At 65.3% G+C, this 24,285-nt stretch carries 25 protein-coding genes; 23 read left to right on the forward strand and 2 right to left on the reverse strand.

Features of this window, described 5'->3' with window-relative positions; translation table 11 throughout:
- Positions 1-135: 135 nt before the first annotated feature.
- The 14 genes from MTX19_RS04270 to phoB all read left to right on the forward strand — a co-directional run bounded on the left by MTX19_RS04270 (position 136) and on the right by phoB (position 12,417).
- Positions 136-1,530, forward strand: a complete 1,395-nt coding sequence (locus tag MTX19_RS04270; RefSeq protein ID WP_280982568.1) for an OmpA family protein — start codon at positions 136-138, stop codon at positions 1,528-1,530.
- A gap of 2 nt (positions 1,531-1,532) precedes the next feature.
- Positions 1,533-1,829: a hypothetical protein gene (locus MTX19_RS04275; RefSeq protein ID WP_280982569.1), complete on the forward strand. Its 297-nt coding sequence runs from the start codon at positions 1,533-1,535 to the stop codon at positions 1,827-1,829.
- Between the two features lie 108 nt (positions 1,830-1,937).
- Positions 1,938-2,528 carry a TetR/AcrR family transcriptional regulator gene (locus tag MTX19_RS04280; RefSeq protein ID WP_280982570.1) on the forward strand — a complete coding sequence of 197 codons (591 nt, stop codon included), beginning with the start codon at positions 1,938-1,940 and terminating at the stop codon, positions 2,526-2,528.
- Positions 2,525-3,433, forward strand: coding sequence for a haloalkane dehalogenase (locus MTX19_RS04285; protein WP_280982571.1), 909 nt, complete (start codon positions 2,525-2,527; stop codon positions 3,431-3,433). Before MTX19_RS04280 ends, MTX19_RS04285 begins: the two co-directional genes overlap by 4 nt.
- An 18-nt stretch (positions 3,434-3,451) precedes the next feature.
- Entirely contained in the window at positions 3,452-3,679 is a 228-nt protein-coding gene (locus tag MTX19_RS04290; RefSeq protein ID WP_280982572.1) for an Rdx family protein, read from the forward strand.
- 2 nt (positions 3,680-3,681) lie between these two features.
- Positions 3,682-4,143 (forward strand): GNAT family N-acetyltransferase, encoded by a 462-nt coding sequence (locus tag MTX19_RS04295; RefSeq protein ID WP_280982573.1) that lies wholly within the window; start codon positions 3,682-3,684, stop codon positions 4,141-4,143.
- Between the two features lie 296 nt (positions 4,144-4,439).
- Positions 4,440-5,495: a lysylphosphatidylglycerol synthase domain-containing protein gene (locus MTX19_RS04300; RefSeq protein ID WP_280982574.1), complete on the forward strand. Its 1,056-nt coding sequence runs from the start codon at positions 4,440-4,442 to the stop codon at positions 5,493-5,495.
- 81 nt (positions 5,496-5,576) lie between these two features.
- Positions 5,577-6,881, forward strand: coding sequence for an ATP-binding protein (locus MTX19_RS04305; RefSeq protein WP_280985855.1), 1,305 nt, complete (start codon positions 5,577-5,579; stop codon positions 6,879-6,881).
- Positions 6,882-7,014: 133 nt separating this feature from the next.
- Positions 7,015-8,025, forward strand: coding sequence for a phosphate ABC transporter substrate-binding protein PstS (gene pstS, locus MTX19_RS04310; protein ID WP_280982575.1), 1,011 nt, complete (start codon positions 7,015-7,017; stop codon positions 8,023-8,025).
- A gap of 228 nt (positions 8,026-8,253) precedes the next feature.
- Positions 8,254-9,252, forward strand: a complete 999-nt coding sequence (gene pstC / locus MTX19_RS04315) for a phosphate ABC transporter permease subunit PstC (RefSeq protein WP_280982576.1) — start codon at positions 8,254-8,256, stop codon at positions 9,250-9,252.
- A 4-nt stretch (positions 9,253-9,256) separates the two neighbouring features.
- A complete protein-coding gene (gene pstA, locus MTX19_RS04320; protein WP_280982577.1) occupies positions 9,257-10,102 on the forward strand; it encodes a phosphate ABC transporter permease PstA in 846 nt (281 codons plus the stop codon).
- Positions 10,099-10,917, forward strand: a complete 819-nt coding sequence (gene pstB / locus MTX19_RS04325; protein ID WP_029079896.1) for a phosphate ABC transporter ATP-binding protein PstB — start codon at positions 10,099-10,101, stop codon at positions 10,915-10,917. The genes pstA and pstB overlap by 4 nt, the downstream gene beginning before the upstream one ends.
- An 11-nt stretch (positions 10,918-10,928) precedes the next feature.
- Positions 10,929-11,648 carry a phosphate signaling complex protein PhoU gene (gene phoU, locus MTX19_RS04330; protein ID WP_280982578.1) on the forward strand — a complete coding sequence of 240 codons (720 nt, stop codon included), beginning with the start codon at positions 10,929-10,931 and terminating at the stop codon, positions 11,646-11,648.
- A gap of 58 nt (positions 11,649-11,706) precedes the next feature.
- Complete coding sequence (phoB, locus tag MTX19_RS04335; RefSeq protein ID WP_044541087.1) at positions 11,707-12,417, forward strand: phosphate regulon transcriptional regulator PhoB; 711 nt, start codon at positions 11,707-11,709, stop codon at positions 12,415-12,417.
- A gap of 98 nt (positions 12,418-12,515) precedes the next feature.
- Here the strand turns inward: phoB and MTX19_RS04340 are convergent, their stop codons facing one another.
- Positions 12,516-13,028, reverse strand: coding sequence for a GcrA family cell cycle regulator (locus MTX19_RS04340; RefSeq protein WP_280982579.1), 513 nt, complete (start codon positions 13,026-13,028; stop codon positions 12,516-12,518).
- A gap of 484 nt (positions 13,029-13,512) precedes the next feature.
- On the opposite strand from MTX19_RS04340, the gene MTX19_RS04345 reads away from it, so the two are divergent.
- From MTX19_RS04345 to MTX19_RS04355, 3 genes are all read left to right on the forward strand, one after another.
- Complete coding sequence (locus tag MTX19_RS04345; RefSeq protein ID WP_280982580.1) at positions 13,513-14,721, forward strand: aspartate aminotransferase family protein; 1,209 nt, start codon at positions 13,513-13,515, stop codon at positions 14,719-14,721.
- Complete coding sequence (gene argF, locus MTX19_RS04350; protein WP_280982581.1) at positions 14,721-15,647, forward strand: ornithine carbamoyltransferase; 927 nt, start codon at positions 14,721-14,723, stop codon at positions 15,645-15,647. The genes MTX19_RS04345 and argF overlap by 1 nt, the downstream gene beginning before the upstream one ends.
- A gap of 150 nt (positions 15,648-15,797) precedes the next feature.
- Positions 15,798-16,799 carry an Hsp33 family molecular chaperone gene (locus tag MTX19_RS04355; protein WP_280982582.1) on the forward strand — a complete coding sequence of 334 codons (1,002 nt, stop codon included), beginning with the start codon at positions 15,798-15,800 and terminating at the stop codon, positions 16,797-16,799.
- 134 nt (positions 16,800-16,933) lie between these two features.
- Here MTX19_RS04355 and apaG read toward each other — a convergent pair whose 3' ends face one another.
- Positions 16,934-17,332 carry a Co2+/Mg2+ efflux protein ApaG gene (gene apaG, locus MTX19_RS04360; protein ID WP_280982583.1) on the reverse strand — a complete coding sequence of 133 codons (399 nt, stop codon included), beginning with the start codon at positions 17,330-17,332 and terminating at the stop codon, positions 16,934-16,936.
- A gap of 260 nt (positions 17,333-17,592) precedes the next feature.
- Between apaG and MTX19_RS04365 the strand changes: the two genes are divergently transcribed.
- The 6 genes from MTX19_RS04365 to MTX19_RS04390 all read left to right on the forward strand — a co-directional run bounded on the left by MTX19_RS04365 (position 17,593) and on the right by MTX19_RS04390 (position 24,197).
- On the forward strand, positions 17,593-18,855 hold the full coding sequence (locus MTX19_RS04365; protein ID WP_280982584.1) for an OpgC domain-containing protein: 1,263 nt from the start codon (positions 17,593-17,595) through the stop codon (positions 18,853-18,855).
- Positions 18,852-19,616, forward strand: coding sequence for an SGNH/GDSL hydrolase family protein (locus tag MTX19_RS04370; RefSeq protein WP_280982585.1), 765 nt, complete (start codon positions 18,852-18,854; stop codon positions 19,614-19,616). The genes MTX19_RS04365 and MTX19_RS04370 overlap by 4 nt, the downstream gene beginning before the upstream one ends.
- 5 nt (positions 19,617-19,621) lie before the next feature.
- Positions 19,622-20,641, forward strand: a complete 1,020-nt coding sequence (locus tag MTX19_RS04375; RefSeq protein ID WP_280984691.1) for an SGNH/GDSL hydrolase family protein — start codon at positions 19,622-19,624, stop codon at positions 20,639-20,641.
- Positions 20,642-21,017: 376 nt separating this feature from the next.
- Positions 21,018-22,520, forward strand: coding sequence for a glycerol kinase GlpK (gene glpK, locus MTX19_RS04380; RefSeq protein WP_280982586.1), 1,503 nt, complete (start codon positions 21,018-21,020; stop codon positions 22,518-22,520).
- A gap of 256 nt (positions 22,521-22,776) precedes the next feature.
- A complete protein-coding gene (locus tag MTX19_RS04385) occupies positions 22,777-23,370 on the forward strand; it encodes a GNAT family N-acetyltransferase (RefSeq protein ID WP_280982587.1) in 594 nt (197 codons plus the stop codon).
- Positions 23,371-23,570: 200 nt separating this feature from the next.
- Positions 23,571-24,197 (forward strand): glutathione S-transferase family protein, encoded by a 627-nt coding sequence (locus MTX19_RS04390; protein ID WP_280982588.1) that lies wholly within the window; start codon positions 23,571-23,573, stop codon positions 24,195-24,197.
- The last annotated feature ends 88 nt before the right edge of the window (positions 24,198-24,285 follow it).

The raw sequence follows: 24,285 nt of genomic DNA on the forward strand, positions 1-24,285 counted from the left end.
CAAACTTAGCGAAAGACCACTGAAGAAACTGTTAGCCCGATCGGAACAAGGCGGCTCCGCCGGGGATTGCGATTTGGGTTTGACAGTCAGCCAAGGGTTTGTTTTCTCTCTGATTCCCGAGCCGCAGGACCCTGAATGCACGGACTTTTCAAGTGGAGTAGCAAATGGTGGCCGGGGGTGATTCCACTGGTCATCTTTTGGGGCATTGCGGCCTGGACCAGCACGGCGACGGTCGAAGCCGATCTTGCTGCGCGCTCTAACGCCGCACTCAAGGAGACCGTCCTCGACAAGCGCCGCATCAGCGTCGACGGCCGCGACGTGACGTTTGCCGCCAATGCGTTTTCCGAGGATGGCCGCCTAAGTGCGGTGGCATCGGTCGAAGCGGTGCCCGGTGTACGGCTGGTGAACGACGAAACCCGCCTTGTTGCCGAAGCCAAGCCGTATGTCTGGTCCGCCGAGCGCGATGTCGGCCGGGTGACGCTCGGCGGCAATGCGCCGCTGCCATCGAGCAAGGGCAAGCTGGTGGAGGCCGCGAAGGCCCATCTCGGCGGCGTCGAAGTGGCGGATCAGATGGCGCTCGCCCGCGGCGCGCCGTCGCGGTTCGACACCGCTGCGCTGCTGCTGCTCGACCAGATCGGCAAGCTGAAGGACGGCAAGATCACGCTGACCGACACCAAGGTCAGTCTCGTCGGCATGGCGCGCGAACTCGGCGGGCGCGAGGCGATCGCGGAGGCGCTGAAGAATCTCCCGGAGGGCTATTCGATCGCCGCCAACGACATCAAGGCTCCGCCTTACGTGTTCCAGGCCTACAAGGATCCGGTCGCGCTGACGCTGACGCTGACCGGCTACGTTCCGGACAACACCGCGCACGCGGCGCTGATCGCTGCCGCCGGCCGCAATTTCTTCAGCGAGAAGGTCGTCGACAATCTGAAGGCCAGCCTCGGCGCGCCTTCCGGCTTTACCGCGGCCGTGGTGCCTGCGCTCGGCGCGCTGTCGCGGCTGTCGACGGGAACGCTGGTGGTGTCTGACCGCGAGGTGAAGCTGTCGGGCGATGCGCTCTATGACGCCGCCGCCGGCCAGATCCGCAGCGGGTTGGGCAAGGAATTTCCGCAAGGCTGGCAGTACAAGGCCGAGGTCACGGTCAAGCCGCCATCGGCGCCGGTCGACGCCTCGGTGTGCCAGCAATTGTTCGCCGACATCCTGGTGAAGGGGCGGATCCGCTTCGAGTCGGGCAAGGCCGATATCGTGCCCGATTCCGTAGGCCTGCTCGATCGCCTGATCGAAACGGCGATGCGTTGCCCGACGACCAATATCGAGATCGCCGGTCATACCGACAGCGACGGCGATGAAGCCGCCAATCAGGCGCTGTCGGAAAAGCGTGCGCAGGCGGTGGTGGATTATCTTGTCCGTGCCGGATTGCCGGCCAACCGCTTCACCGCGGTCGGTTTCGGCAGCACGCAGCCCGTGGCCAGCAACGACACCGCAGACGGCAAGGCGCAGAACCGGCGCATCGAATTCGTGGTGAAATAGCGATGATCGCAGTCGCAACATTCTTCTGGGGCTGGCTGCTGGCGGCACTGCTGCTCGGCTTCGGCATGGGCTGGATCGCCGTGGTGCATCGGGCGCGGGGCGTCTCGAAGGCCTCGATCGGCTGGCTGTCCGTGCTCGCCGTCGCGCTGGTTGCCGCGTCGTTCACCCACATCGTGCCCGGCCGCTTCGGCTATTGGCTCGATCTCTTCCTGGTCATGTTTGCGCTCTATCTCTGCGGCTGCGCCGTCGGCTCCTGGCTGCGTGACTGGGTGGTTTCGCGCAGCAAGCCCGCGAACTGACCTTCAACCCCTTGATCCATCGGGCCTGAGCGGCGCCGCCATGCGAGGCGCGAGCCGCGATCATTTTGCAGTTGACAATTAATACGTACGTACGTATTAATTTCGGCCATGCCAAAGCCCTCCCTCCGTGATGCCATCCTCGACGCCGGCCTGAAGGCGATGTTCCGCACCGGCTATCACGGCACCAGCGTACGCGACGTCACCGCCGCCGCCGGCGCGCCGCAGGGCTCGTTCACCAACCATTTCCGCTCGAAGGAGCTGTTCGCGTCCGAAGTGCTCGACCGCTACTTCCTCTATGTGCGCGGCCTCGTGGCGGAAGCGCTGGGGGACACGTCGCTGACGGCGCGCGAGCGGCTCAGGCGCTATCTCGATCTCATCACCGGCAAGCTCGCGCATGACGGCTTCACCCGGGGCTGCCTGATCGGCGATTTCAGCCTGGAGGCGTCCGGCTCCAGCGAGATGCTGCGCGAGCAGCTCGACGCGATCTTCCGGGAGTGGCGCGCGCCGTTTGCCGCCTGCATTGCCGAGGCGCAGGCCAAGGGCGAGATCGCGTCCGATTTCGACCCCGATGAGCTTGCCGATTTCCTGCTCGCATCCTGGCAGGGCGCGATGCTGCGCATGAAGGTCGAACGCAGCGCGGCCGCGCTCAACCGCTTCAAGACGATCGCATTCCAAACCGTGTTCAAGGAGTTGCCATGACCGTACCTGCCGATATCAGCCTGCGCTACCGGTCCGTGCGCGGATCCACGATGGCCTATCGTGAAACCGGACGCGGCGACGCGCCGCACGTGCTGTTCCTGCATGGCAATCCGACATCGTCCTACATCTGGCGCAACATCATGCCGCTGGTCGCGCCCGTCGGGCATTGCATCGCGCCCGACCTGATCGGCTACGGTCAGTCCGGCAAGCCGGACATCGCCTACCGCCTCTTCGACCACGCGGACTATCTCGACGCGCTGATCGACGATCTCGGCATCGGCTCGGCCTATCTCGTCGCGCAGGACTGGGGCACCGCGCTCGCGTTTCACCTCGCCGCGCGCCGCCCGGATTTCGTGCGCGGGCTCGCCTTCATGGAGTTCATCCGACCGATGCGCGACTGGTCCGATTTCCACCAGCATGACGCCGCACGCGAAACGTTCCGCAAATTCCGCACGCCGGGCGAGGGCGAAGCGATGGTTCTCGACCACAATGCATTCGTCGAGCGCGTGCTGCCGGGCTCGATCCTGCGCAAGCTCAGCGAGGAGGAGATGGCCGCCTACCGCGCGCCGTTTGCGACGCGCGAGAGCCGCAAGCCGACCTTGATGCTGCCGCGCGAACTGCCGATTGCAGGCGAGCCGGCCGACGTCGACCAGGCGCTCACCGTGGCGCACGCCGCCCTTGCGGCCGCGACCTATCCGAAGCTGCTGTTCGTAGGGTCTCCTGGGGGCCTGGTGTCGCCGGCCTTCGCTGCGGACTTTGCCGCGACGCTCAAGCATTGCGCGGTCATTCAACTCGGCGCCGGCGCCCACTATCTGCAGGAAGATCATCCGGAGGCGATCGGTCGCTCGGTCGCCGGCTGGATCGCCGGCATCGAGGCCGCCAACGCACAACGCCTCGCAGCATGAGCTGATGGAGAGCACGCCATGACCCATATCTCGATCACCTATTGCCGTCCCTGCGGCTACGAGAAGCGCGCCAGGGAGGCCGCCGCGCTGCTGCGCGAGCGTCTCGGGCTCGATGCGGAGCTGGTGCCCGGCAAGGGCGGTGTCTTCGAGGTCAAGCTTGACGGCAAGGTCGTCGCCACGCGCACCAAGGGGCATTTCCCCGATGCCGCGGAGATCGTCACCGCCGTGGCTTCGGCGCGGGCATGACGATGAGCGGACCCGCCTCCTCTCCGCTGTCCTGGAGCGACGATCTGTCCGCGATCGACTGGGACGAGCTGTCGGCGCTCTATCGCGTGGCGCCGCTCGGCGACAAGACCGGCGCCGACCTGAGGCTCGTGTTCGGCAACAGCATGTTTCGCGCCTTCGCCTTCGATGACGGCCGGCTGGTCGGTGCCGGCCGCGTGCTCGCCGACGGCCGCGATTGCGCCTATCTCTGCGACATCGCCGTGCATCCGACCCATCAGGGCCGCGGGCTCGGCAAGGAGATCGTGCAACGGCTGGTCCGCCTGTCGGCGGGGCACCGCAAGATCATTCTCTATTCCGTGCCCGGCAGGGAGCCGTTCTACGCAGCCTTCGGCTTTCGTCGCATGACCACGGCGATGGCGATTTTCGAGAATCCGGCGAGGGCGTTCGCCGCCGGCTATCTGTCCGACACCGGACCGCAGTCCTGAGACGCCGCGCCGCGGCGTCGCGCTCCGTCGTCCGTAGTTTCCCGGGGATGCCGCGCGGGCGGCTCGGCGGGCTATCTGACGCACCCGCTCGTCAAGGCCTTGTCCGTGCAGCGGGAAACGCTCAAATTGTCCATGCGCCGTCATGAATCATCTCTAATATCTTGAAGAAACGCGTTTTATTGTTGTTTGACGAATTCCACTCCCGCTCAAAACGCGCTACAGGGTTCGGGGAACAGCGGAGCGTCGGCGGGGTTCGCCCGGGAGCCGCCGTCGCGGGATCGCAATTCGAGGTCTAGATGCTGGAAACAATACGCAGGGCGATGGCGTTTCTGCGCCAGAAGCAAATCCTGCATAAGCTGGGTGTTGTCATCAGCATCGCCGTTATCGGCATCGCCTGTTTCGTTCTCTACCATATGCTGCGCGGCATCGACACCCACGAGGTGATCGAGGCCATCAAGAGCACCGAGCAGCGCCAGATCGTACTGGCGGCGCTGTTCGTCGCAGCAGGCTACTTCACGCTCACCTTCTATGACCTGTTCGCGGTGCGCGCGATCGGCCACTCCCATGTCCCGTATCGCATCAACGCGCTCGCGGCGTTCACCTCCTATTCGATCGGCCACAATGTCGGCGCCAGCGTCTTCACCGGCGGCGCGGTGCGCTATCGCATCTACTCGGCCTGGGGCTTGAACGCGATCGACGTCGCCAAGATCTGCTTCCTCGCCGGCCTCACCTTCTGGCTCGGCAACGCGGCGGTGCTCGGCCTCGGGATCGCCTATCACCCGGAGGCCGCCGCCAACATCGATCAGCTCCCGCCCTGGCTCAATCGCGCCCTCGCATTCGCGATCATCACCGCGCTCGTCGCCTATGTGGTCTGGGTCTGGACCCAGCCGCGGGTGGTCGGCCGCGGCCCCTGGACCGTGACCCTGCCGGGCGGGCCGCTGACCTTGCTGCAGGTCGCGATCGGTATCCTCGACCTCGGCTTCTGCGCGCTCGCCATGTACGTGCTGGTGCCGGATGAGCCGAACCTGGGTTTCGTCGTGGTCGCCGTCATCTTCGTGTCGGCGACCTTGCTCGGCTTCGCCAGCCATTCCCCCGGCGGCCTCGGGGTATTCGACGCCGCCATGCTGGTCGGCCTCTGGCAGATGGACCGCGAGGACCTGCTTGGCGGGATGCTGCTGTTTCGGCTCCTCTACTATATTGTCCCGTTCGTCATATCTGTAATCTTGCTGACGTTTCGCGAGGTTATTGTCGGCGCCCGACTCAAACAGCTGCCGCAGGCTGATTCGGGGCCCCGCGTCGAGCCGCACCACGAGGCGGTTTTCGTCCGCAAGCGCGGTGTGGCGCCTGATTGAAGCGGCCAGATGGCTCCTTGCGCGACGTCGGTTTGACCTCGCCCGGGCGAGATCTGAACCGAAGGGAAGAAAGCCGCCGCGATGGCAATCGATGATTCACCCGCCTCCATGTTCTCGCCGTGGCCGGACCGGTTGCGTCATGCCGCGATCATCCTGCTGGCCGCGGCACTTGCGCTGAGCGTGGTCGTGACGCTCGGCGAGCTGTCGCTGGTGCGGGCCTGCGCGGTGTTCATCTGCATCGCGGCGGCGGCCCTGGTGCCGTGGCGGCTGCACGATACCGCGACGTCGCGCGAGGATGTCCGCGGCGTCAACCCGGTCGAGGCGGCTGCCGTCAGCGCCGTTGTCGCCGGCATGCCGGACCCGGCCGTGCTGCTCGATCGCGCCGGCCGCGTCATCCACCTCAACGCCGCCGCTGCCCAGCTTGCGCCGGCGCTGCGCAAGAACGAGCTGGCGCAGTTTGCCTTGCGCTCGCCCGAGATCATCACCGCGCTGCGCGAGGCGATCGCGACCACCGAGCCGCGCCGCGCCACCTATACCGACCACGTGCCGGTCGATCGCTGGATGGAATTGGTCATCACGCCGGTTCCGGTGCCGACCCTGTTCGGCGGCACCGACAAGTGCATGCTGATGACCTTCCACGACCAGACGCCGCTGCGCCGGGTCGAGGAGATGCGCGCCGACTTCGTCGCCAATGCGAGCCATGAGCTGCGTACGCCGCTCGCCGCGCTCTCCGGCTTCATCGACACGTTGCAGGGGCCGGCGCGGGACGACGCGCGGGCGCGCGAGCGCTTCCTCGGCATCATGCATATCCAGGCCACCCGCATGGCGCGGCTGATCGACGATCTCCTGTCGCTGTCGCGGGTCGAGCTCTCGGCGCATGTCCAGCCTGAAGCCCTGATCGACATCGTGCCGATCATCCGCCAGGTGGTCGATGGGCTCGAGGCGCTGGCACGGGAGCGCCAGGTCGAGATCAACCTCGACCTGCCGCCGGTGCCGGTCACAATCGCCGGCGATCGGGAGGAGCTGCTGCGGCTGTTCGAGAACCTGATCGAGAACGCGCTCAAATACGGTGCCTCCGGCGGCCGCGTTATAGTGTCGCTGAGTCAGCCGGCGCCGGGCGAGGCGAATCCCGAAATCCGCGTCATGGTGCGGGATTTCGGTCCGGGCATCGCGCCGGAGCACCTGCCGCGGCTGACCGAGCGCTTCTACCGGGTAGACGTCGGCGACAGCCGCAACCAGGGCGGAACGGGCCTCGGATTATCGCTGGTGAAACATATTCTTAACCGTCATCGCGGGCGTCTTTTGATCGAAAGCGTGCCGAAAAACGGTGCGACTTTTACCGCCTGTTTTCCCCGCCCAAAGACCCCAATACCGGTTCAAAGCTGAGCGTTTTCAGACGCTTAGTGCTGTCATCCAACTGTCATCTAACCTTCGTAAAAGCAGCATCGACCGCTCCTAGATGGACCGGCGTGAGCGCGATCGGGCGCATTCGGTGCTTCGCTCACCAAAGGAGATCAGCATGAATTTCATCAAGACAATCGTCGCTGCCGGCGTGTTGGCGGTGGCGACGCCCGCCTTCGCGGCAGACATCACCGGCGCGGGATCGACCTTCATTTTCCCCGTGCTCTCGAAGTGGGCTGACGCCTACAAGAAGGAATCCGGCAACGGCGTGAACTATCAGTCGATCGGCTCGGGCGCCGGCATCAAGCAGATCCAGGCCAAGACCGTGACGTTCGGCGCGACCGATGCTCCGCTGAAGGCCGACCAGCTCCAGAAGGACGGCCTGGCCCAGTGGCCGATGATCATGGGCGCGATCGTTCCGGTGGTGAACATCGACGGCGTCAAGCCGGGTGCCATCGTGCTCGACGGCCCGACCCTCGCCGAAATCTTCCTTGGCAAGATCACCAAGTGGGACGATGCCGCGATCAAGAAGCTGAACCCGAACGCCAAGCTGCCGTCGGAAGCGATCTCGGTCGTGCATCGTGCTGACGGTTCCGGCACCACCTTCAACTTCACCGACTACCTCTCGAAGGTCAGCGCCGACTGGAAGAGCAAGGTCGGTAGCGGCACGGCTGTCGAGTGGCCGGTCGGCGTCGGCGCCAAGGGCAACGAGGGTGTTGCGGCGAACGTCGGCCAGACCAAGAACTCGATCGGCTATGTCGAGTATGCCTACGCCAAGCAGAACAAGCTGACCTACACCGCTCTGGTCAACAAGGCCGGCAAGACCATCCAGCCGACCAACGAAGCGTTCCAGGCCGCGGCCTCGAATGCCGACTGGGCCAACGCTCCCGGCTACTACCTGATCCTCACCGACCAGCCCGGCGACAAGTCCTGGCCGATCGTCGCTTCGACCTTCGTGCTGATGCACAAGGAAGCGGCCGACAAGGCGGCGTCGCAGGAAGCCCTCAAGTTCTTCAAGTACGCCTTCGACAAGGGCAGCAAGATGGCTGAGGATCTCGACTACATCCCGATGCCGGACTCCGTCATCAAGATGATCGAGAAGACCTGGAATTCCGACATCAAGAGCTGAGCGCTCTCGTTGCGATAGCGAACTTTCCCTCTCCCTTCCACGAAGGGAGAGGGGCGGCACTTCTGGACTACCTCTTGTGAATTTGACGTTCCGGCCGCTCGCAGGCGTTCCCTCACGCTCCGCCGGGCTCGCCGAACTCCAGCCCGCCACCCGGATGGCAGGCCAAAAGGGCGCAAGTGAATGCTGCCCGTGAAACGTAAAAGCGGACAGGGGATTAGCGTGGTAGATATGGCCGTTCAAAGCGACACGAGCAACGTGATCGACGCTCTCGGACCCTACGACCGCGCCAAGGCGCTGAGTGCTTTCAAGGCCGGCGATCTCACATTCTACTGGATCACCCGGATCTCCGCGATCTCGGTGCTGCTGATCCTTGGCGGAATCATCATCTCGCTGATCGTCGGCGCCTGGCCGGCGATGCGCGAATTCGGCTTCGCGTTTCTGACGACCCAGCGCTGGGCGCCGTCGGCCGATCCGCCGGTGCTCGGCGCGCTCGGGCCGGTTTACGGCACCATGCTGACCTCGATCATTGCGATGCTGATCGCAATTCCGGTCGGGCTCGGCATTGCTGTGTTCCTGACCGAGTTGTGCCCGCAATGGCTGCGCCGCCCGATCGGCATCGCGATCGAGCTGCTCGCCGGCATCCCCTCGATCATCTACGGCATGTGGGGCTTCTTCGTGCTCGGCCCGTTCCTGGCCAACACGTTCCAGCCGTTCATGATCAGGATCTTCGACGGCGTGCCGGTGCTCGGCAGCATCTTCGCCGGTCCGCCGTCCTATCTCAGCCTGTTCAACGCCTCGCTGATCCTCGCGATCATGGTGCTGCCGTTCATCACCGCGATCTCGGTCGACGTGTTCAAGACCGTGCCGGCGGTGCTGAAGGAAGCCGCCTACGGCATGGGCTGCACCACCTGGGAGGTCGTCCGCAGCGTCGTGATCCCCTACACCAGGGTCGGCGTGATCGGCGGCATCATGCTGGCACTCGGCCGCGCGCTCGGCGAAACCATGGCGGTGACCTTCATCATCGGCAACTCGTTCCGCATCTCCTCGTCGATCTTCGCGCCGGGCACCACGATCTCGGCGGCGATCGCCTCCGAATTCGCCGAGAGCGACGGCCTGCACCAGTCCGGCCTGATCCTGCTCGGCCTGCTCCTGTTCGTGCTGACCTTCTTCGTGCTGGCCGGAGCGCGGCTGATGCTGCTGCGGCTGGAAAAGAAAGCGGGGAAGTGACGCCATGAACCCGATCTACAAATCACGCCGCCGCAGTGACATCGTCGTCCGCGCCTTGTGCATCGGCGCCGCGCTGTTCGGCGTCACCTGGCTGGCGCTGATCCTGTTCACGCTGCTCTACAACGGCGTCGCGGGCCTGAGCGTGCAGCTCTTCACCCAGAACACGCCGCCGCCGGGCTCGACCGAGGGCGGCCTGCTCAACGCCATCGTCGGCTCGATCATCATGACGGTGATCGGGGTCGGCATCGGCGCGCCGCTCGGCCTGTTCGCCGGCACCTACCTTGCCGAATACGGCCGGCATGACAAGCTCACCTCGGTGATCCGCTTCATCAACGACATCCTGCTCAGCGCGCCCTCGATCATCATCGGCCTGTTCATCTATGGCGCCGTGGTGGTGCCGATGCGCGGCTTCTCGGCGATCGCCGGCGCGCTGGCGCTCGCCGTGATCGTGATCCCGGTCGTGCTGCGCACCACCGAGGACATGCTGCTGCTGGTGCCCAACCCGCTGCGTGAGGCGGCTTCCGCGCTCGGCCTGCCGCGCTCGCTGGTGATCAAGCGGATCGCCTATCGTGCCGCCCGATCGGGTCTGATCACCGGCGTGCTGCTGGCCACCGCCCGCGTCGCCGGCGAAACCGCGCCGCTGCTGTTCACCGCGCTGTCGAACCAGTTCTTCAGCCTGAGCCTGACCAGCACGATGGCCAACCTGCCGGTGACCATCAACAACTTCGTGCAAAGCCCCTACGCCTACTGGAAGGAGTTGGCGTGGAGCGGTGCATTGCTCATCACCATCACCGTGCTCGCGCTCAACATTGGCGCGCGTATCCTCGGTGCCGAAAGGGCCGCAAAATGACCGAGCTTTCCGTTTCGACGACTGTCGCGAGCCACGTTCCCCAGGTGCCGCTTCCGGAGGCACCGCCGAAAGTCACGGTGCGCAACCTCAACTTCTATTACGGCGAGCACCACGCGCTGAAGAACATCAACCTGACGCTGGGCACCAACCGCGTCACGGCGTTCATCGGTCCGTCGGGCTGTGGCAAGTCGACGCTGCTGCGCATCTTCAACCGGATGTATGACCTCTATCCGGGCCAGCGTGCCGTCGGCCAGTTGATGCTGGACCAGACCAACATCCTCGACCCCAAGCTCGACCTCAACCTGTTGCGCGCGCGGGTCGGCATGGTGTTCCAGAAACCGACGCCGTTCCCGATGACGATCTACGAGAACATCGCCTTCGGCATCCGTCTCTACGAGAAGATCTCGAAGTCCGAGATGGACGACCGCGTCGAGAAGGCGCTGCGCGGCGGTGCGCTGTGGAACGAGGTCAAGGACAAGCTGAACGCTTCGGGCCTCTCGCTCTCGGGCGGACAGCAGCAGCGCCTGTGCATCGCCCGCACGGTCGCGGTGCGGCCCGAGGTGATCCTGTTCGACGAGCCGTGCTCGGCGCTCGACCCGATCTCGACCGCCAAGGTCGAGGAGCTGATCCAGGAATTGTCCGAGGACTACACGATCGCGATCGTCACCCACAACATGCAGCAGGCGGCGCGCGTGTCCGACAAGACCGCCTTCATGTATCTTGGCGAACTGATCGAGTTCGACGACACCAACAAGATCTTCACCTCGCCGAGCGATCGACGCACCCAGGACTACATCACCGGCCGGTTCGGCTGAGGAGACACGCGATGGCTTCTGAACATACCGCCAAGGCATTCGACAGCGATCTGCAGGAACTCACCCGCCTGGTCGCCGAGATGGGCGGCCTCGCCGAGCGCATGATCACCGAGTCCGTCGACGCGCTGATCCGCCGCGACGTCGCGCTCGGCAAGCGCGTCGTCGCCGCCGACGTCGAGATCGACGGTCTGCAGCGCATCATCGAGGAGCGCGCGGTGCTGACGATCGCGCGCCGCCAGCCGATGGCGATCGACCTGCGCGAGATCGTCGGCGCGATGCGGGTGGCCACGGATCTCGAGCGGATCGGTGACCTCGCCAAGAACATGGGCAAGCGCGTCGCGGCGCTGGAGAGCGATTTCCAGCCGCTGAAGCTGATCCGCGGCCTCGAGCACATGACCGACCTCGTGCTGTCGCAGGTCAAGTCGGTGCTCGACGCCTACGCCGCACACGACCTGCCGGCTGCGATGACCGTCTGGAAAGGCGACGAGGAGGTCGACGCGATCTGCACCTCGCTGTTCCGCGAACTGCTCACCTACATGATGGAGGACCCGCGCAACATCTCGTTCTGCATCCATCTGATGTTCTGTGCCAAGAACATCGAACGCATCGGCGACCACGCCACCAATATCGCCGAAACCGTGTTCTACATGATCGAAGGCCAGCAGATCACCGACAAGCGACCGAAGGGCGACATGACCACCTTTGCCACGACGGTGCCGGGCAACGGCTAGCTGAGGTGCTTGGTTCGCGTCCGGGCAACGGATCAACACAGAGAAAGAACATAGACCGATGAGCGCACGCATTCTGGTAGTCGAAGACGAGGAAGCGCTGACGACGTTGTTGCGCTACAACCTCGACGCGGAAGGCTACGACGTCGAAACGGTCGGGCGCGGCGACGATGCCGACACAAGGCTGAAGGAGCGTATTCCCGATCTCGTGGTGCTTGACTGGATGCTGCCGGGCCTTTCCGGCATCGAATTGTGCCGCCGCCTGCGCGCGCGCCCCGAGACCAAGCAGCTTCCGATCATCATGCTGACCGCGCGCGGCGAGGAGAGCGAGCGGGTGCGCGGTCTCGCCACCGGCGCCGACGATTACATCGTCAAGCCGTTCTCGGTGCCGGAGCTGCTGGCGCGCGTGAAGGGCCTGTTGCGCCGCGCGAGCCCCGAGCGGCTCGCGACCGTGCTGACCTATGGCGACATCGAACTCGACCGCGAGAAGCGCCGCGTGGCGCGCTCGGGCCGTCCGATCGATCTCGGGCCGACCGAGTATCGCCTGCTCGAGTTCTTCCTCGAGCATCCCGGCCGCGTGTTCAGCCGCGAGCAGCTGCTCGACAGCGTCTGGGGCCGCGACATCTATATCGACGAGCGGACCGTCGACGTGCATATCGGCCGGCTGCGCAAGCTGCTCAATCCCGGCCGCGAGCAGGATCCGATCCGCACCGTGCGCGGCGCCGGCTATGCGCTGGACGACCGCTTCGCCAAGGCCGAGCCGCAGCAGTAAGCGTGAGTGTCGTCGCGGCGCCTGCCGGGACACATCACCAGACTCTGCAGGCATAAAAAATCCCCGCTTGCGCGGGGATTTCGTTTTATGAGCTGTGTTTACCGTGTCGGCGGTTTGTTGGCCGGGCGGCGCCGATCGGCGGCCGGCTGGTAGGCGACACGCGAGTGATGCGCGCAATAGGGCAGGCCGGTGAGCGCCTTGCCGCCGCAGAAGAAGAATTCGGGGCTCGAGGGGTCGCCGACCGGCCAGTGACACGTGGCCTCGCTCAGCTCGAGCAGCGACAGCCGCTGGCTCATCGGCACCACATTGTCATAGGCGACCGGATCCGGCTCCAGCTCGACCTCGAAGGCGTGCGCGAGCGCGGTGTTGCCGCGCGAGACCGGGCGCGCCACCCGCATCATGTGTTGGGCGGGACGGGCCTTGCGCTGCCGCGGGGCAGCCGTGGAGGGGGCCTTGGCACGGCCGGACAGGCCAAGCCGATGCACTTTGCCGATCACGGCGTTTCGCGTCACATTGCCGAGTTCCGCCGCAATCTGGCTGGCCGACAGGCCCGCCTCCCAGAGCTTCTTCAGCTGCTCGACGCGATCATCGGACCAGGTCAATACCGTCATCGCATTCTTCCCTTCGCCTTGCGCCGGCCAGACATTGGAGCGGCGCTGCGAGCCAAATCTGACAAATATCCCTGCGGTCAGAATCCCTTAGCCCTCGCCGGACGCGGTTTCGCGCCCGAACGTGTACGCAGAACGAAAGCTACTTAGAGGGTCCAATACTGCCGCACGAGATGTCGTATCCGACAGGCCAAACGCTACAATATGGCGTGACTCTGGCGCAAGAGTCCGCGGCAACGCGTCCACATGTTCCCACACTTATGCATTGCAATGAGGCTTTTCCACCTCACCGGAATGCACCGGATCGCGCGCGTTTCGCATTGCAGGAAGGTCACTTCGTGGCGATTGACAGCGACTGCCCGCAGCATACAATGTTCGCCACGTGCCGCCCGAAAAGGCGGCACGTTTTGTTTTCCGAAGCTGGCCGTTGCTGCGCTGGCGTCAAGGCACGCGGCAATTGTCGGCCTCAAACCCGTCAGTGATTGCCATGACCAATAGCGCCACGTCGCATCTGCTTCCCGTCTTCGCCAGGGTCGATCTCGGCTTCGAACGCGGCGAGGGCGCCTGGCTCATCGCAACCAACGGCGACCGCTACCTCGATTTCACGTCGGGTGTCGCGGTCAACGCGCTCGGGCACGCGCATCCGCATCTGGTCAAGGCGCTGCAGGAACAGGCGACCAAGCTCTGGCACATGTCGAACCTGTTCAAGAGCCCGGACGGCGAGGTGCTCGCCGCGCGGCTGTGCGAGCAGAGCTTTGCCGACTACGTGTTCTTCTGCAATTCCGGCGCGGAAGCGATGGAAGGCGTGATCAAGCTGGTCCGCCACTATCACTTCTCCAAGGGGCATCCCGAGCGCTACCGCATCATCACCTTCGAGGGCGCGTTCCATGGCCGCACGCTCGGAACGCTGGCCGCCACCGGTTCCGCCAAATATCTCGAGGGCTTCGGCCCGCCGATGGATGGTTTCGACCAGGTTCCGCACGGCGACATCGAGGCGGTGAAGAAGGCGATCGGGCCGCACACCGCCGGCATCCTGATCGAGCCGGTGCAGGGCGAGGGCGGCGTGCGTTCGGCGCCGCAAGCCTTCTTCAAGGCGTTGCGCCAGCTCTGCGACGAGCACGGCCTGTTGCTTGCGTTCGACGAGGTGCAGACCGGCATGGGCCGCACCGGCGAACTGTTCGCCTACAAGCGCGTCGGCGTGACGCCCGACGTGATGTCGCTTGCGAAGGCGCTCGGCGGCGGCTTCCCAATCGGCGCCGTGCTGGCGAGCGCAAAGGCCGCGGCTGGCATGGCGCCGGGTTCGCACGGCTCGACCTTCGGCGGCAATCCGCTGGCGGTGGCGGCGGCCAATGCCGTGCTCGACGTCATGCTCAAGCCTGGCTTCTTCGATCACGTGCAGAAGATGTCGTTGCTGCTCAAGCAGAAGCTCGCCTCGGCCGTCGACCGCTATCCCGGCGTGATTTCGGACGTGCGCGGCGAAGGCCTGTTGATCGGCGTCAAGGCCGTGGTGCCCTCGGGCGATCTCGTCACCGCGCTGCGTGAGCAGAAGCTGCTCACCGTCGGCGCCGGCGACAACGTCGTCCGGTTCCTGGCGCCCCTGATCGTCACCGAGGCCGAAATCGACCAGGCGATCGGAAGCCTTGAGCGCGCCTGTGCCGCGCTGGCGACCGCACAGCCGAAGAAGGCGGCAGGATGATGAGCAAGCCTGTCCGCCACTTCCTCGACATTAACGAATTGCCGCTCGCCGAGCTGCGCAACATGCTCTCGGCCGGCGCCGCCATGAAGGCGAAGCTGAAGGCCCACGAGAAGGGCAGGAAGCCGCTCGAAGGCAAGACGCTCGCGATGATCTTCGAGCGCCCGTCGACCCGCACGCGGGTGTCGTTCGACGTCGGCATGCGCCAGCTCGGCGGTGAATCGATCATGCTGACCGGCGCCGAGATGCAGCTCGGCCGCGGCGAGACCATCGCCGACACCGCGCGCGTGCTGTCGCGCTATGTCGACGCGATCATGATCCGCATCCTCAACCACGATGCGCTGCTGGAGCTTGCAGCGCACGCCACCGTTCCCGTGATCAACGGGCTGACGCGTCGCTCGCATCCGTGCCAGGTGATGGCCGACCTGATGACCTTCGAGGAAAATCGCGGGTCGATCGAGGGCAAGACGGTGGCCTGGACCGGCGACGACAACAACGTGCTGGCCTCCTGGGCGCATGCCGCCGAGCGCTTCAAGTTCAATCTCAACGTGGCGACCCCGCCGGAGCTCGCGCCGAAGAAGGCGATGCGCGACTGGATCAAGACCACCGGCGCGTCGATCGTGCTCGGCACCGATCCGGAAGCCGCGGTCCGCGGCGCCGATTGCGTCGTCACCGACACCTGGGTGTCGATGGGCGACAAGGAGGGCGAGCACCGCCACAACGTGCTCAGGCCCTACCAGGTCAATGAAAAGCTGATGTCGCTGGCCAAGCCCGACGCGCTGTTCATGCACTGCCTGCCCGCGCATCGCGGCGAGGAGGTCACCGACGAGGTGATCGACGGCCCGCAGTCCGTCGTGTTCGACGAGGCGGAAAATCGCCTGCATGCGCAGAAGGGCATTTTGGCCTGGTGTTTTAACGCGGTCGCATAGCGCGCATTTAATGCTGTCGTCCCGGCCTCGCGCCGGGAGCAGTAACTGCTGCTGTGAGTTGTCGCGAATACTTGAGCTCATCAGGCTTGGGCTCAGGCGTCGCGCGTGTGCCCCTTTCGTTTTGCGGTCCGAGACCCCAGATAGAGCGCCATGGTTCCACAATCCCCCGACACCAAAATCGCTGCCGAGGCGCCGACCCGCGCGCCATCGGCTATTCCGGTTGACGACGCGGTGCTGGCCTTCGAGGTCGACGCGCTCGACCTGCGCGGACGGCTGACCCGGCTCGGTCCCGCGCTCGACGAGATCCTGCACAAGCACGATTACCCGCCGCCGGTGGGCAAGCTGCTGGGCGAGGCCATCGTGCTGACGACGCTGCTCGGCTCATCCGTCAAGTTCGAGGGCCGCTTCATCCTGCAGACCCGGACCGACGGTCCGGTCTCGCTGCTGATCGTCGATTTCCGGGCGCCCGACCGGCTGCGCGCCTACGCGCGCTACGATGCCACCCGCCTCAAGCCGGGCCTCACCTCGGGTGAGCTGCTCGGCAAGGGCCATCTCGCGATGACCATCGACCAGGGTTCGAAAACGAGCCGCTATCAGGGGCTGGTCGCGCTGGAGGGCGGCAGCCTGGAAGACGCGGCGCACGAGTATTTCCTGCGCTCCGAGCAGATTCCGACCCGGGTCCGCCTTGCGGTCGGCGAGGAGATGCGCGGCGGCGAGGGTGGCAAGCTGCACTGGCGCGCCGGCGGCATCATGCTGCAATTCCTGCCGAAGGCGCCGGAACGCGCCAAGCAGGCCGATCTGCATCCCGGCGACGCGCCGGAGGGTACCGAGGCGCACAGCGTGCCCGAGGACGACGCCTGGGTCGAAGGACAGTCGCTGATCTCGACCGTCGAGGACGTCGAGCTGATCGATCCCGACCTCTCCGGCGAGCGGCTGCTCTATCGCCTGTTTCACGAACGCGGCGTCCGCGTCTTCACCCCGCAACCGTTGCGCGCGGAGTGCTCCTGCTCGCGCGACGCGGTGTCCGCGATGCTCAAGAGCTTCACGCCGAAGGATCGCGCCGACATGGTCAAGGATGGCAAGGTGGTCGTGACCTGCGAGTTCTGCTCGTCGGTCTACGAGTTCACGCCGCAACAAGCGGGCGTCGAATAGTACATGCGTCACCACACGTGACACTCGTCATCACCCGCGAAAGCGGGTGATCCAGTATTCCAGAGACGTTTGTAAACGATGGAAAAGCCGCGGCGTACTGGATGCCACGCATGCGCGGGGCATGACACCACGGGCTAATTCAGTACGCGCTTGCCGTCCGGGCTGGGGCTGTCGAGCGAGAAGGTCGGTACGTCGATCTCGAAGCGCTCGCCGCTCTCGCTGACCATCTGGTAGCTGCCCGTCATGAAGCCGGAGGCGGTCGGCAGCGGCACGCCCGAGGTGTATTCGAAGCGCTCGCCGGGGGCGAGCACCGGCTGCTCGCCGACCACGCCCTCGCCGCGGACCTCCTGGCGGCGGCCGGTGGCGTCGGTGATGATCCAGTGCCGCGTGCGCAGCTGAACGGTCTCCGGGCCGGAATTGGTGATCACGATCGTGTAGGACCAGAAATATTCGCGCCGCTCAACCGACGAGCGTTCCGGCATGAAGTTCGGCTCGACGGTGACTTCGATCTGGCGGGTTACGGCACGGTACATGCAACAAATTCCGATGGTCTTGGAGCATGATGATAAGATCATGCTGAAACAGGGAGCCATCATATCGAATTGGGCCGCCGGAACCAATCGGGGCGGCGAAAAGCTGGCCCGGTAGGCGCCGGTCCATCCCGGTTTCAACATAGTTCCGTTCTAGGAGCGCGGCGGCATGCCGCCGCTGCCAGCGCTTGGTCCGCAAGCCGCGGGCCGATATTATCTTTTCTCCACGGCGTGCGAGTATCCCGCAGCCGACATGGTGCTTGATGAGCTCGATTGCCGATCCCATAGCCAGTTCGCCCGCAGCTGATGCCAAGGTGGCAAAGGCCAAGGCGGCAAAGGCCAAGGCGGTCGCGCCGGCGATCACGCTGCCGGCGGCGGGCGAGCGCGAACTGCGGCTCGATCTGTTCCGCGGGCTCGCGCTCTGGCTGATCTTCATCGATCATCTGCCGACCAATCTTCTGACCTGGCTCACGATCCGCAATTACGGATTTTCCGACGCCACCGAGATCTTCATCTTCATCTCCGGCTACACCGCGGCCTTCGTCTATGGTCGCGCGATGCTGGAGGCGGGTTTCGTGATCGCAACCGCGCGGGTGCTGCGCCGGGTCTGGCAGATCTATGTCGCGCACGTCTTCCTGTTCACGATCTTCCTCGCCGAGATCTCCTACGTCGCGACCTCGTTCGAGAACCCGCTCTACACCGAAGAGATGGGGATCATGGACTTCCTCAAGCAGCCCGACGTCACCATCGTCCAGGCGCTGCTGCTGCGCTTCCGTCCCGTCAACATGGACGTGCTGCCGCTCTACATCGTGCTGATGCTGTTCCTGCCGCTGATCCTGTGGCTGATGAAATGGAAGCCCGATGTCACACTGGGCCTGTCGGTGCTGCTCTACGCGCTGACCTGGCAGTTCGATCTTTACCTCTCGGCCTATCCGAACGGCGTCTGGGCGTTCAACCCGTTCGCCTGGCAATTGCTGTTCGTGTTCGGCGCCTGGTGCGCGCTCGGCGGCGCGCGGCGGATGTCGCGCATCCTGGCGTCGCCGATCACGATGTGGATCTGCATCGCCTATCTGGTCGCGGCGTTCTTCGTGACACTGACCTGGTACGTGCCGCAGCTCGGCCACGTCATGCCGAAGATCATCGAGCAGTGGATGTATCCGATCAACAAGACCGACCTGGACGTGCTGCGTTTCGCGCACTTCCTGGCGCTCGCCGCGCTGACCGTGCGTTTCCTGCCGCGCGATTGGCCGGGGCTGAGATCGCGCTGGCTGCGACCTTTGATCCTGTGCGGCCAGCATTCTCTTGAGATATTCTGTCTCGGTGTCTTCCTCGCCTTTGCCGGTCATTTCGTGCTCGCCGAGGTGTCGGGCGGTGCCGCACTGCACGCCTTGATCAGCGTCTGCGGCATCCTCATCATGTGGGGCATGGCGTGGATCATTTCGTGGTACAAGCATTCCGCCGACAAAGGCGCCTCGCGAACGAAAGGCGCCGGCGGCAATGCCGATCTGGCGGGAGGGGGAGCATGAAGTCCGCGCGGACGCTGGGTCTGGCGCTGCTTGCCGCGTGCCTTGCGGCCGCGCCGGCGCGTGCCGGCGACGCGGCCGAGCCGCCGCCGCAGCCCTGCGACCTCCCGGCCTATCTGCTGGCGAGCGAGAGCTCGCTGCCGAAGGTCACCGACACCGTCAAGGGCGGGCGCCCGCTGGAGGTGCTCGTGGTCGGCAGTCGCTCCTCCACCATCCCCGCCAACGAGCCGAGCGCCTACCCGGCCCAGTTGCAGGCGGCGCTGAAAGAGGCATTACCGTCAGCGACGATCAATCTATCCGTGGAATTACAGGCAAAGAGCACGGCCGAGGAGACCGGAGGAAGTCTCGTTAAGCTTGTTGAGGCAAAAAAGCCGACTTTGGTGATCTGGCAGACCGGAACCGTGGATGCTATGCGAGCGGTCGATCCCGATGATTTCCGCGGCGCTGTCGACGACGGAGTTGTTGCGCTGCGGAACGCTGGGGTCGACGTCGTTTTGGTCAATCTGCAATACAGCCCGCGTACGGAGACGATGATCTCTGCGCCGCCATATCTCGACAATATGCGTGTGGTGGCACAGCAGCACGATGTCCCGCTGTTCGACCGGTTCGCGATCATGAAGCAGTGGAGCGATGCGGGATATTTTGACCTGTTCAGCACCTCGCACGGTGTCGATCTGGCCAAGCGCGTGCATGCCTGTCTCGGCCGCGCGCTGTCGAAATTCGTGATCGACGCGGCCCATCTGGGCTCGGTGCAGCAGAATTGAAGGATCTGGAGTCAATGAGGTTTGCCGTCCCTTTTCGCCCGACCACATGGCGGAGCGTGTCCGCCGTTGCCGCGCTCCTGCTGATGCCTGGCGCGATCACAGCGCTTCGTGCGCAAACCGCGCAGGCCGACCAGCATGCGGCACTGTCGCAGGGCGGAAAAGCCGACGGCGCGAAGCCTGATGCGGCTGCGCCTGCGGCGACGACGGCCGCTCCGGCTAGCCTCACCGACCAGCGCAGCGCGGCCGCCGCGGCGATCGACAAGGTCAAGCAGGCTGCGAAATCCGCCAGCGACATGTTCCGCCGCGTGCCCTGCCTGCAGCCCAAGGGCGTGCCGAACACGACCGGCTCGCTGCCGCATGTCGCAGCCAAGCTCGCCGAGGGCCGGCCCGTCGTCATCGTCGCGTTCGGATCGTCCTCGACCCAGGGCTACGGCTCGTCGGCGCCGGAATTCACCTATCCGAACCGGCTCGCTGCGCAGTTGCGCCGGCACTATCCGTCCGCCGACATCACCGTGCTCAATCGCGGCATCGGTGGCGAGGATGCGCCGGAGATGATGAAGCGGCTGCAGACCCAGGTGATCGACGTGCACCCGGATCTTGTGATCTGGCAGGTCGGCACCAATGCGGTGCTGCGCAACCTCGATCAGCGCGCGACCGGCAAGCAGATCGAGGACGGCGTGGCGCGCATCCAGGCCGCGGGCGCCGACGTGGTGCTGGTCGATCCGCAATATTCGCCGCGCGTCACCGAGCGGCCCGAAAGCGCGCGCGGCATGGTGAAGCTGCTCAGCCGCATCGCTGCGCTGCGTCACGTCGGCATCTTCCCGCGCTTCGAGGTGATGCGCGACTGGCACGAGCAGCAGGCGATCCCGATCCACGATTTCGTCGTCTCCGACGGCCTGCACATGAACGACTGGGGCTACGCCTGCTTCGCGCAGCTGCTCGGCGACGACATCATCCGCTCGGTCGGCCAGATCAAGCTCGGCGTCAACGTTCCCTCCGACGTGCGTGCGTATCGTCCGATGTGACCTGGCCTCTCCTTGCTTGCAGGCGGCAGGATGAAGAGTGCTGCGCCGCGCGCAAGGTCGTGATCAGATTTGGTTGAATAGTTGTTGCGAAGGACGCCTCGCTCCCTCTCCCGCTTGCGGGGGAGGGTTGGGGTGGGGGTCTCTCCGCGATGGGAATACTCTTTGTGGGGTGAGAGCCCCCACCCGGATCGCATCTGTCGATGCGATCCGACCTAAGAGCGAGCTTCGCTCGTCTCGACCCCGCAAGCGGGAGAGGTCGCAGCGAATCTGCCGCCGGACCGCTCCAACCTAACATCCACCCAAGCTTGACGTTGCCGCGGTAATCCGCTCCTTTGGCCCCGATAAATCACCTTCGGGATGCCTTAAGGAAACGCTCATGTCTTTCGTGCTGGCCATTGATCAGGGCACCACCTCGTCGCGCGCCATGGTGTTCCGCAGCGACATTTCCATCGCCGCGGTCGCGCAGCAGGAATTCCCGCAGCATTTCCCCGCCTCGGGCTGGGTCGAGCACGAGCCGGAGGATATCTGGACCTCGACCGTGATGGTGTGCCGCGAGGCGCTGGAGAAGGCCGGGTTGAAGGCGAAGGATATCGCCGCGATCGGCATCACCAACCAGCGCGAGACCACCGTGGTGTGGGACCGCGCCACCGGGCAGGCGGTGCACCGCGCCATCGTCTGGCAGGATCGCCGCACCGCCGATATCTGCGCCGCGCTGAAGGCCGAGGGCCTTGAGCCCGCGATCTCGGCCAAGACCGGCCTGATCATCGATCCCTATTTCTCCGGCACCAAGGTCGCGTGGATTCTCGATCACGTGCCGGGCGCGCGCGAGCGCGCCGAGCGCGGCGAGCTGCTGTTCGGCACCGTCGACTGCTACCTGCTGTGGCGGCTCACCGGCGGCAAGGTGCACGCCACCGATGCCACCAACGCCTCGCGCACGCTGCTGTTCAACATCCACACCGGCGAATGGGATGACGATCTCGTCAAGCTGCTGCGCGTGCCGCGCTCGATGCTCCCGGAGGTGAAGGATTCCTCCGCCCGCTACGGCGAGAGCAGCGCCGATTTGTTCGGCGGCCCAATCGCGATCTCCGGCATCGCCGGCGACCAGCAGGCCGCGACCATCGGCCAGGCCTGCTTCGAGCCGGGCATGATGAAATCGACCTACGGCACCGGCTGCTTCGCGCTGCTCAACACCGGCACGACGCCGGTCGTCTCGAAGAACAAGCTGCTCACCACCATCGCCTATCAGCTCGGGGGCATGCGCACTTATGCACTCGAAGGCTCGATCTTCGTTGCCGGATCCGCGGTGCAGTGGCTGCGCGACGGGCTTGGCATCATCAAGCATGCGGCCGAGACCGGCCCGCTCGCCGATAAATCGGATTCCATGCAGAGCATCTATCTGGTGCCGGCCTTCGTCGGCATGGGCGCGCCGTACTGGAATCCGCGCGTGCGCGGCGCGCTGTTCGGGCTGACCCGCAACACCGGCCCGGCCGAGCTCGCCCATGCGACGCTGGAGAGCGTCTGCTACCAGACCTTCGATCTGTGGGCCGCGATGCGCACCGACTGGCCGGAGGCCAACGCCGCCAACACCGTGCTGCGCGTCGACGGCGGCATGACGGCATCCGACTGGACCATGCAGCGGCTCGCCGATCTGCTCAACGCGCCGGTCGACCGCCCGATGATCCAGGAGACCACGGCGCTGGGTGCCGCCTATCTCGCCGGCCTCAACGCCGACGTCTATCCGGAGCCCGCGAAATTCGCCGACAACTGGCGGCTCGAGCACCGCTTCAAGCCGGCGATGAGCCAGGCCACGCGCGAGCGCAAGCTCGCCGGCTGGGCCCGCGCCGTGAAGGGCGTGCTGGCAAGCGACGAGGGGGAATAGGGGCGCGGTCGTGCGGCGGGCTCGCTGCACCTCTCCCGCTTGCGGGGGAGGTCGCTGCGCTCAAGAGCGCAGCGGGTGGGGGTTCTCTCCACAATATGATTCGCGGAGAGAGCCCCCACCCAACCCTCCCCCGCAAGCGGGAGAGGGCTCTTCCCTTCCGGTTCGAGCCGGTCACGTCGCGTACTGATCTACTTCGCCTGCATCTGCTGCAGATCGAGCATCGCCTGCAACGTGGAAACAAAACAGGGGTCGCGTGATGATGTTGCCCGATGGCTACTCCGATGTCCCCGCCGGCAAGATCGCTGCCGTCGTCACCCATCTCGAAATGACCGCGCGTCCGCCGCAGCGCGACGATCCGGCCGGCGTATGGCGCCTGCGCCGGGTCGATCGGCCCGCGCTCGACTGGTATCGCGACCTCTATCGCCGCGTCGGCGAGGAGTGGCTGTGGTTCTCCCGCACGCGGCTGAGCGACGCGAAGCTCGCCGCGCTCATCCACGCGCCCGGCGTCGAGATCTATGCGCTGGTCGCAGATGGAAGCGACGAGGGCCTGCTCGAACTCGATTTCCGCGAGCACGGCCATTGCGAGCTCGTCTTCTTCGGCGTCACCTCAAACCTGATCGGCAGCGGCGCCGGCCGGTATCTGATGAACCGCGCGCTCGAGCTTGCCTGGAGGAACGACGTCGGGCGCGTCTGGGTGCACACCTGCACCTTCGATCACCCGTCCGCACTCGCCTTCTACCAGCGCTCCGGCTTTCGTCCGTTTCGGCGGCAGATCGAAGTGGCTGATGATCCGCGGCTCGACGGGACTGCACCGCGCGATGCGGCGAAGCATGTGCCGATGATAGGGTAAATGGATAGGCCAGCTCCGCCGGCGTCCCTCGTGCAAGCTCCAGCGCGACCCACGACCAAAGATCATGATCTTGTTGCAACGCGGCGCAGCCCATCTAGGATGGTGCAAAGCGCAACCTTTGACCTCGGCGCGGCCGTCTCTCTTCGAAATGCCCGGCTTTCGAAGCATGGTCCGCTGCGGCATGACCGACGAGATGACACATGTTCCTGATCGGCCAGTACGACTCGCCCTTCGTTCGCCGCACGGCGATCGCGCTCAGGCTCTATGGCTTCAACTTCCAGCACAAACCGTGGTCGACCTTCGGCGATGCCGAGCTGATCGCGCCCTACAACCCGCTGCGGCGGGTGCCGACGCTGGTGCTCGACGACGGCGAGGCGCTGATCGATTCGGCCGCGATCCTCGATTATCTCGACGAGACCGTTGGGCCCGAGCGCGCCATGCTGCCGCCGAGGGGACAGGAGCGGCGCCACCAGCTCCGCATCTGCGCGATCGCCACCGGGCTCGGCGACAAGTCGGTGAGCCTCGTCTATGAGAGCGTGCTGCGCAAGGAGCAGCTCAAGCTCTGGGTCGATCGTTGCGAGGCGCAGATCACGGGCGCGCTCGATGCGCTGGAGAAGGAGCGAAGCACGATCACGACGCCCTATCTGTTCGGCGAGCGCATCGGGCATTCCGACATCGCATTGGCCTGCGCGCTGCGCTTCACCGGCGAAGCGCATCCGCATCTGTTCGACCATCGCTACCAAGCGCTGAAGGCCCACGCTGAACGCTGCGAGGCGCTGCCGGCGTTCAAGGAGATCGTGCAGCCGCTGGCGCCACCGAAGGGGTAAGTATTCCGGCAAGGGGTGCGACAAATCACCCCGACGGGCAAGTTTCCGCTTCGCGTTTGACCCAACTCAGGTGTTGAATCCGCGCGTC

It is taken from the genome of Bradyrhizobium sp. ISRA464 (assembly GCF_029910095.1).
In the GTDB taxonomy this organism is placed as follows: Bacteria; Pseudomonadota; Alphaproteobacteria; order Rhizobiales; family Xanthobacteraceae; genus Bradyrhizobium.

Excerpts from the sequence above, each read along its gene's own strand:
- MTX19_RS04300 (WP_280982574.1), top strand. The coding sequence starts at position 4,440 with ATGCTGGAAACAATACGCAGGGCGATGGCGTTTCTGCGCCAGAAGCAA.
- MTX19_RS04285 (WP_280982571.1), top strand. The coding sequence starts at position 2,525 with ATGACCGTACCTGCCGATATCAGCCTGCGCTACCGGTCCGTGCGCGGA.
- MTX19_RS04275 (WP_280982569.1), top strand. The coding sequence starts at position 1,533 with ATGATCGCAGTCGCAACATTCTTCTGGGGCTGGCTGCTGGCGGCACTG.
- pstB (WP_029079896.1), top strand. The coding sequence starts at position 10,099 with ATGACCGAGCTTTCCGTTTCGACGACTGTCGCGAGCCACGTTCCCCAG.
- MTX19_RS04290 (WP_280982572.1), top strand. The coding sequence starts at position 3,452 with ATGACCCATATCTCGATCACCTATTGCCGTCCCTGCGGCTACGAGAAG.
- phoU (WP_280982578.1), top strand. The coding sequence starts at position 10,929 with ATGGCTTCTGAACATACCGCCAAGGCATTCGACAGCGATCTGCAGGAA.
- MTX19_RS04340 (WP_280982579.1), bottom strand. The coding sequence starts at position 13,028 with ATGACGGTATTGACCTGGTCCGATGATCGCGTCGAGCAGCTGAAGAAG.
- MTX19_RS04270 (WP_280982568.1), top strand. The coding sequence starts at position 136 with ATGCACGGACTTTTCAAGTGGAGTAGCAAATGGTGGCCGGGGGTGATT.
- MTX19_RS04345 (WP_280982580.1), top strand. The coding sequence starts at position 13,513 with ATGACCAATAGCGCCACGTCGCATCTGCTTCCCGTCTTCGCCAGGGTC.
- MTX19_RS04280 (WP_280982570.1), top strand. The coding sequence starts at position 1,938 with ATGCCAAAGCCCTCCCTCCGTGATGCCATCCTCGACGCCGGCCTGAAG.
- MTX19_RS04305 (WP_280985855.1), top strand. The coding sequence starts at position 5,577 with ATGGCAATCGATGATTCACCCGCCTCCATGTTCTCGCCGTGGCCGGAC.
- argF (WP_280982581.1), top strand. The coding sequence starts at position 14,721 with ATGAGCAAGCCTGTCCGCCACTTCCTCGACATTAACGAATTGCCGCTC.
- pstS (WP_280982575.1), top strand. The coding sequence starts at position 7,015 with ATGAATTTCATCAAGACAATCGTCGCTGCCGGCGTGTTGGCGGTGGCG.
- MTX19_RS04355 (WP_280982582.1), top strand. The coding sequence starts at position 15,798 with ATGGTTCCACAATCCCCCGACACCAAAATCGCTGCCGAGGCGCCGACC.
- MTX19_RS04365 (WP_280982584.1), top strand. The coding sequence starts at position 17,593 with ATGAGCTCGATTGCCGATCCCATAGCCAGTTCGCCCGCAGCTGATGCC.
- apaG (WP_280982583.1), bottom strand. The coding sequence starts at position 17,332 with ATGTACCGTGCCGTAACCCGCCAGATCGAAGTCACCGTCGAGCCGAAC.
- phoB (WP_044541087.1), top strand. The coding sequence starts at position 11,707 with ATGAGCGCACGCATTCTGGTAGTCGAAGACGAGGAAGCGCTGACGACG.
- MTX19_RS04295 (WP_280982573.1), top strand. The coding sequence starts at position 3,682 with ATGAGCGGACCCGCCTCCTCTCCGCTGTCCTGGAGCGACGATCTGTCC.
- MTX19_RS04370 (WP_280982585.1), top strand. The coding sequence starts at position 18,852 with ATGAAGTCCGCGCGGACGCTGGGTCTGGCGCTGCTTGCCGCGTGCCTT.
- MTX19_RS04390 (WP_280982588.1), top strand. The coding sequence starts at position 23,571 with ATGTTCCTGATCGGCCAGTACGACTCGCCCTTCGTTCGCCGCACGGCG.
- glpK (WP_280982586.1), top strand. The coding sequence starts at position 21,018 with ATGTCTTTCGTGCTGGCCATTGATCAGGGCACCACCTCGTCGCGCGCC.
- MTX19_RS04385 (WP_280982587.1), top strand. The coding sequence starts at position 22,777 with ATGATGTTGCCCGATGGCTACTCCGATGTCCCCGCCGGCAAGATCGCT.
- pstA (WP_280982577.1), top strand. The coding sequence starts at position 9,257 with ATGAACCCGATCTACAAATCACGCCGCCGCAGTGACATCGTCGTCCGC.
- pstC (WP_280982576.1), top strand. The coding sequence starts at position 8,254 with ATGGCCGTTCAAAGCGACACGAGCAACGTGATCGACGCTCTCGGACCC.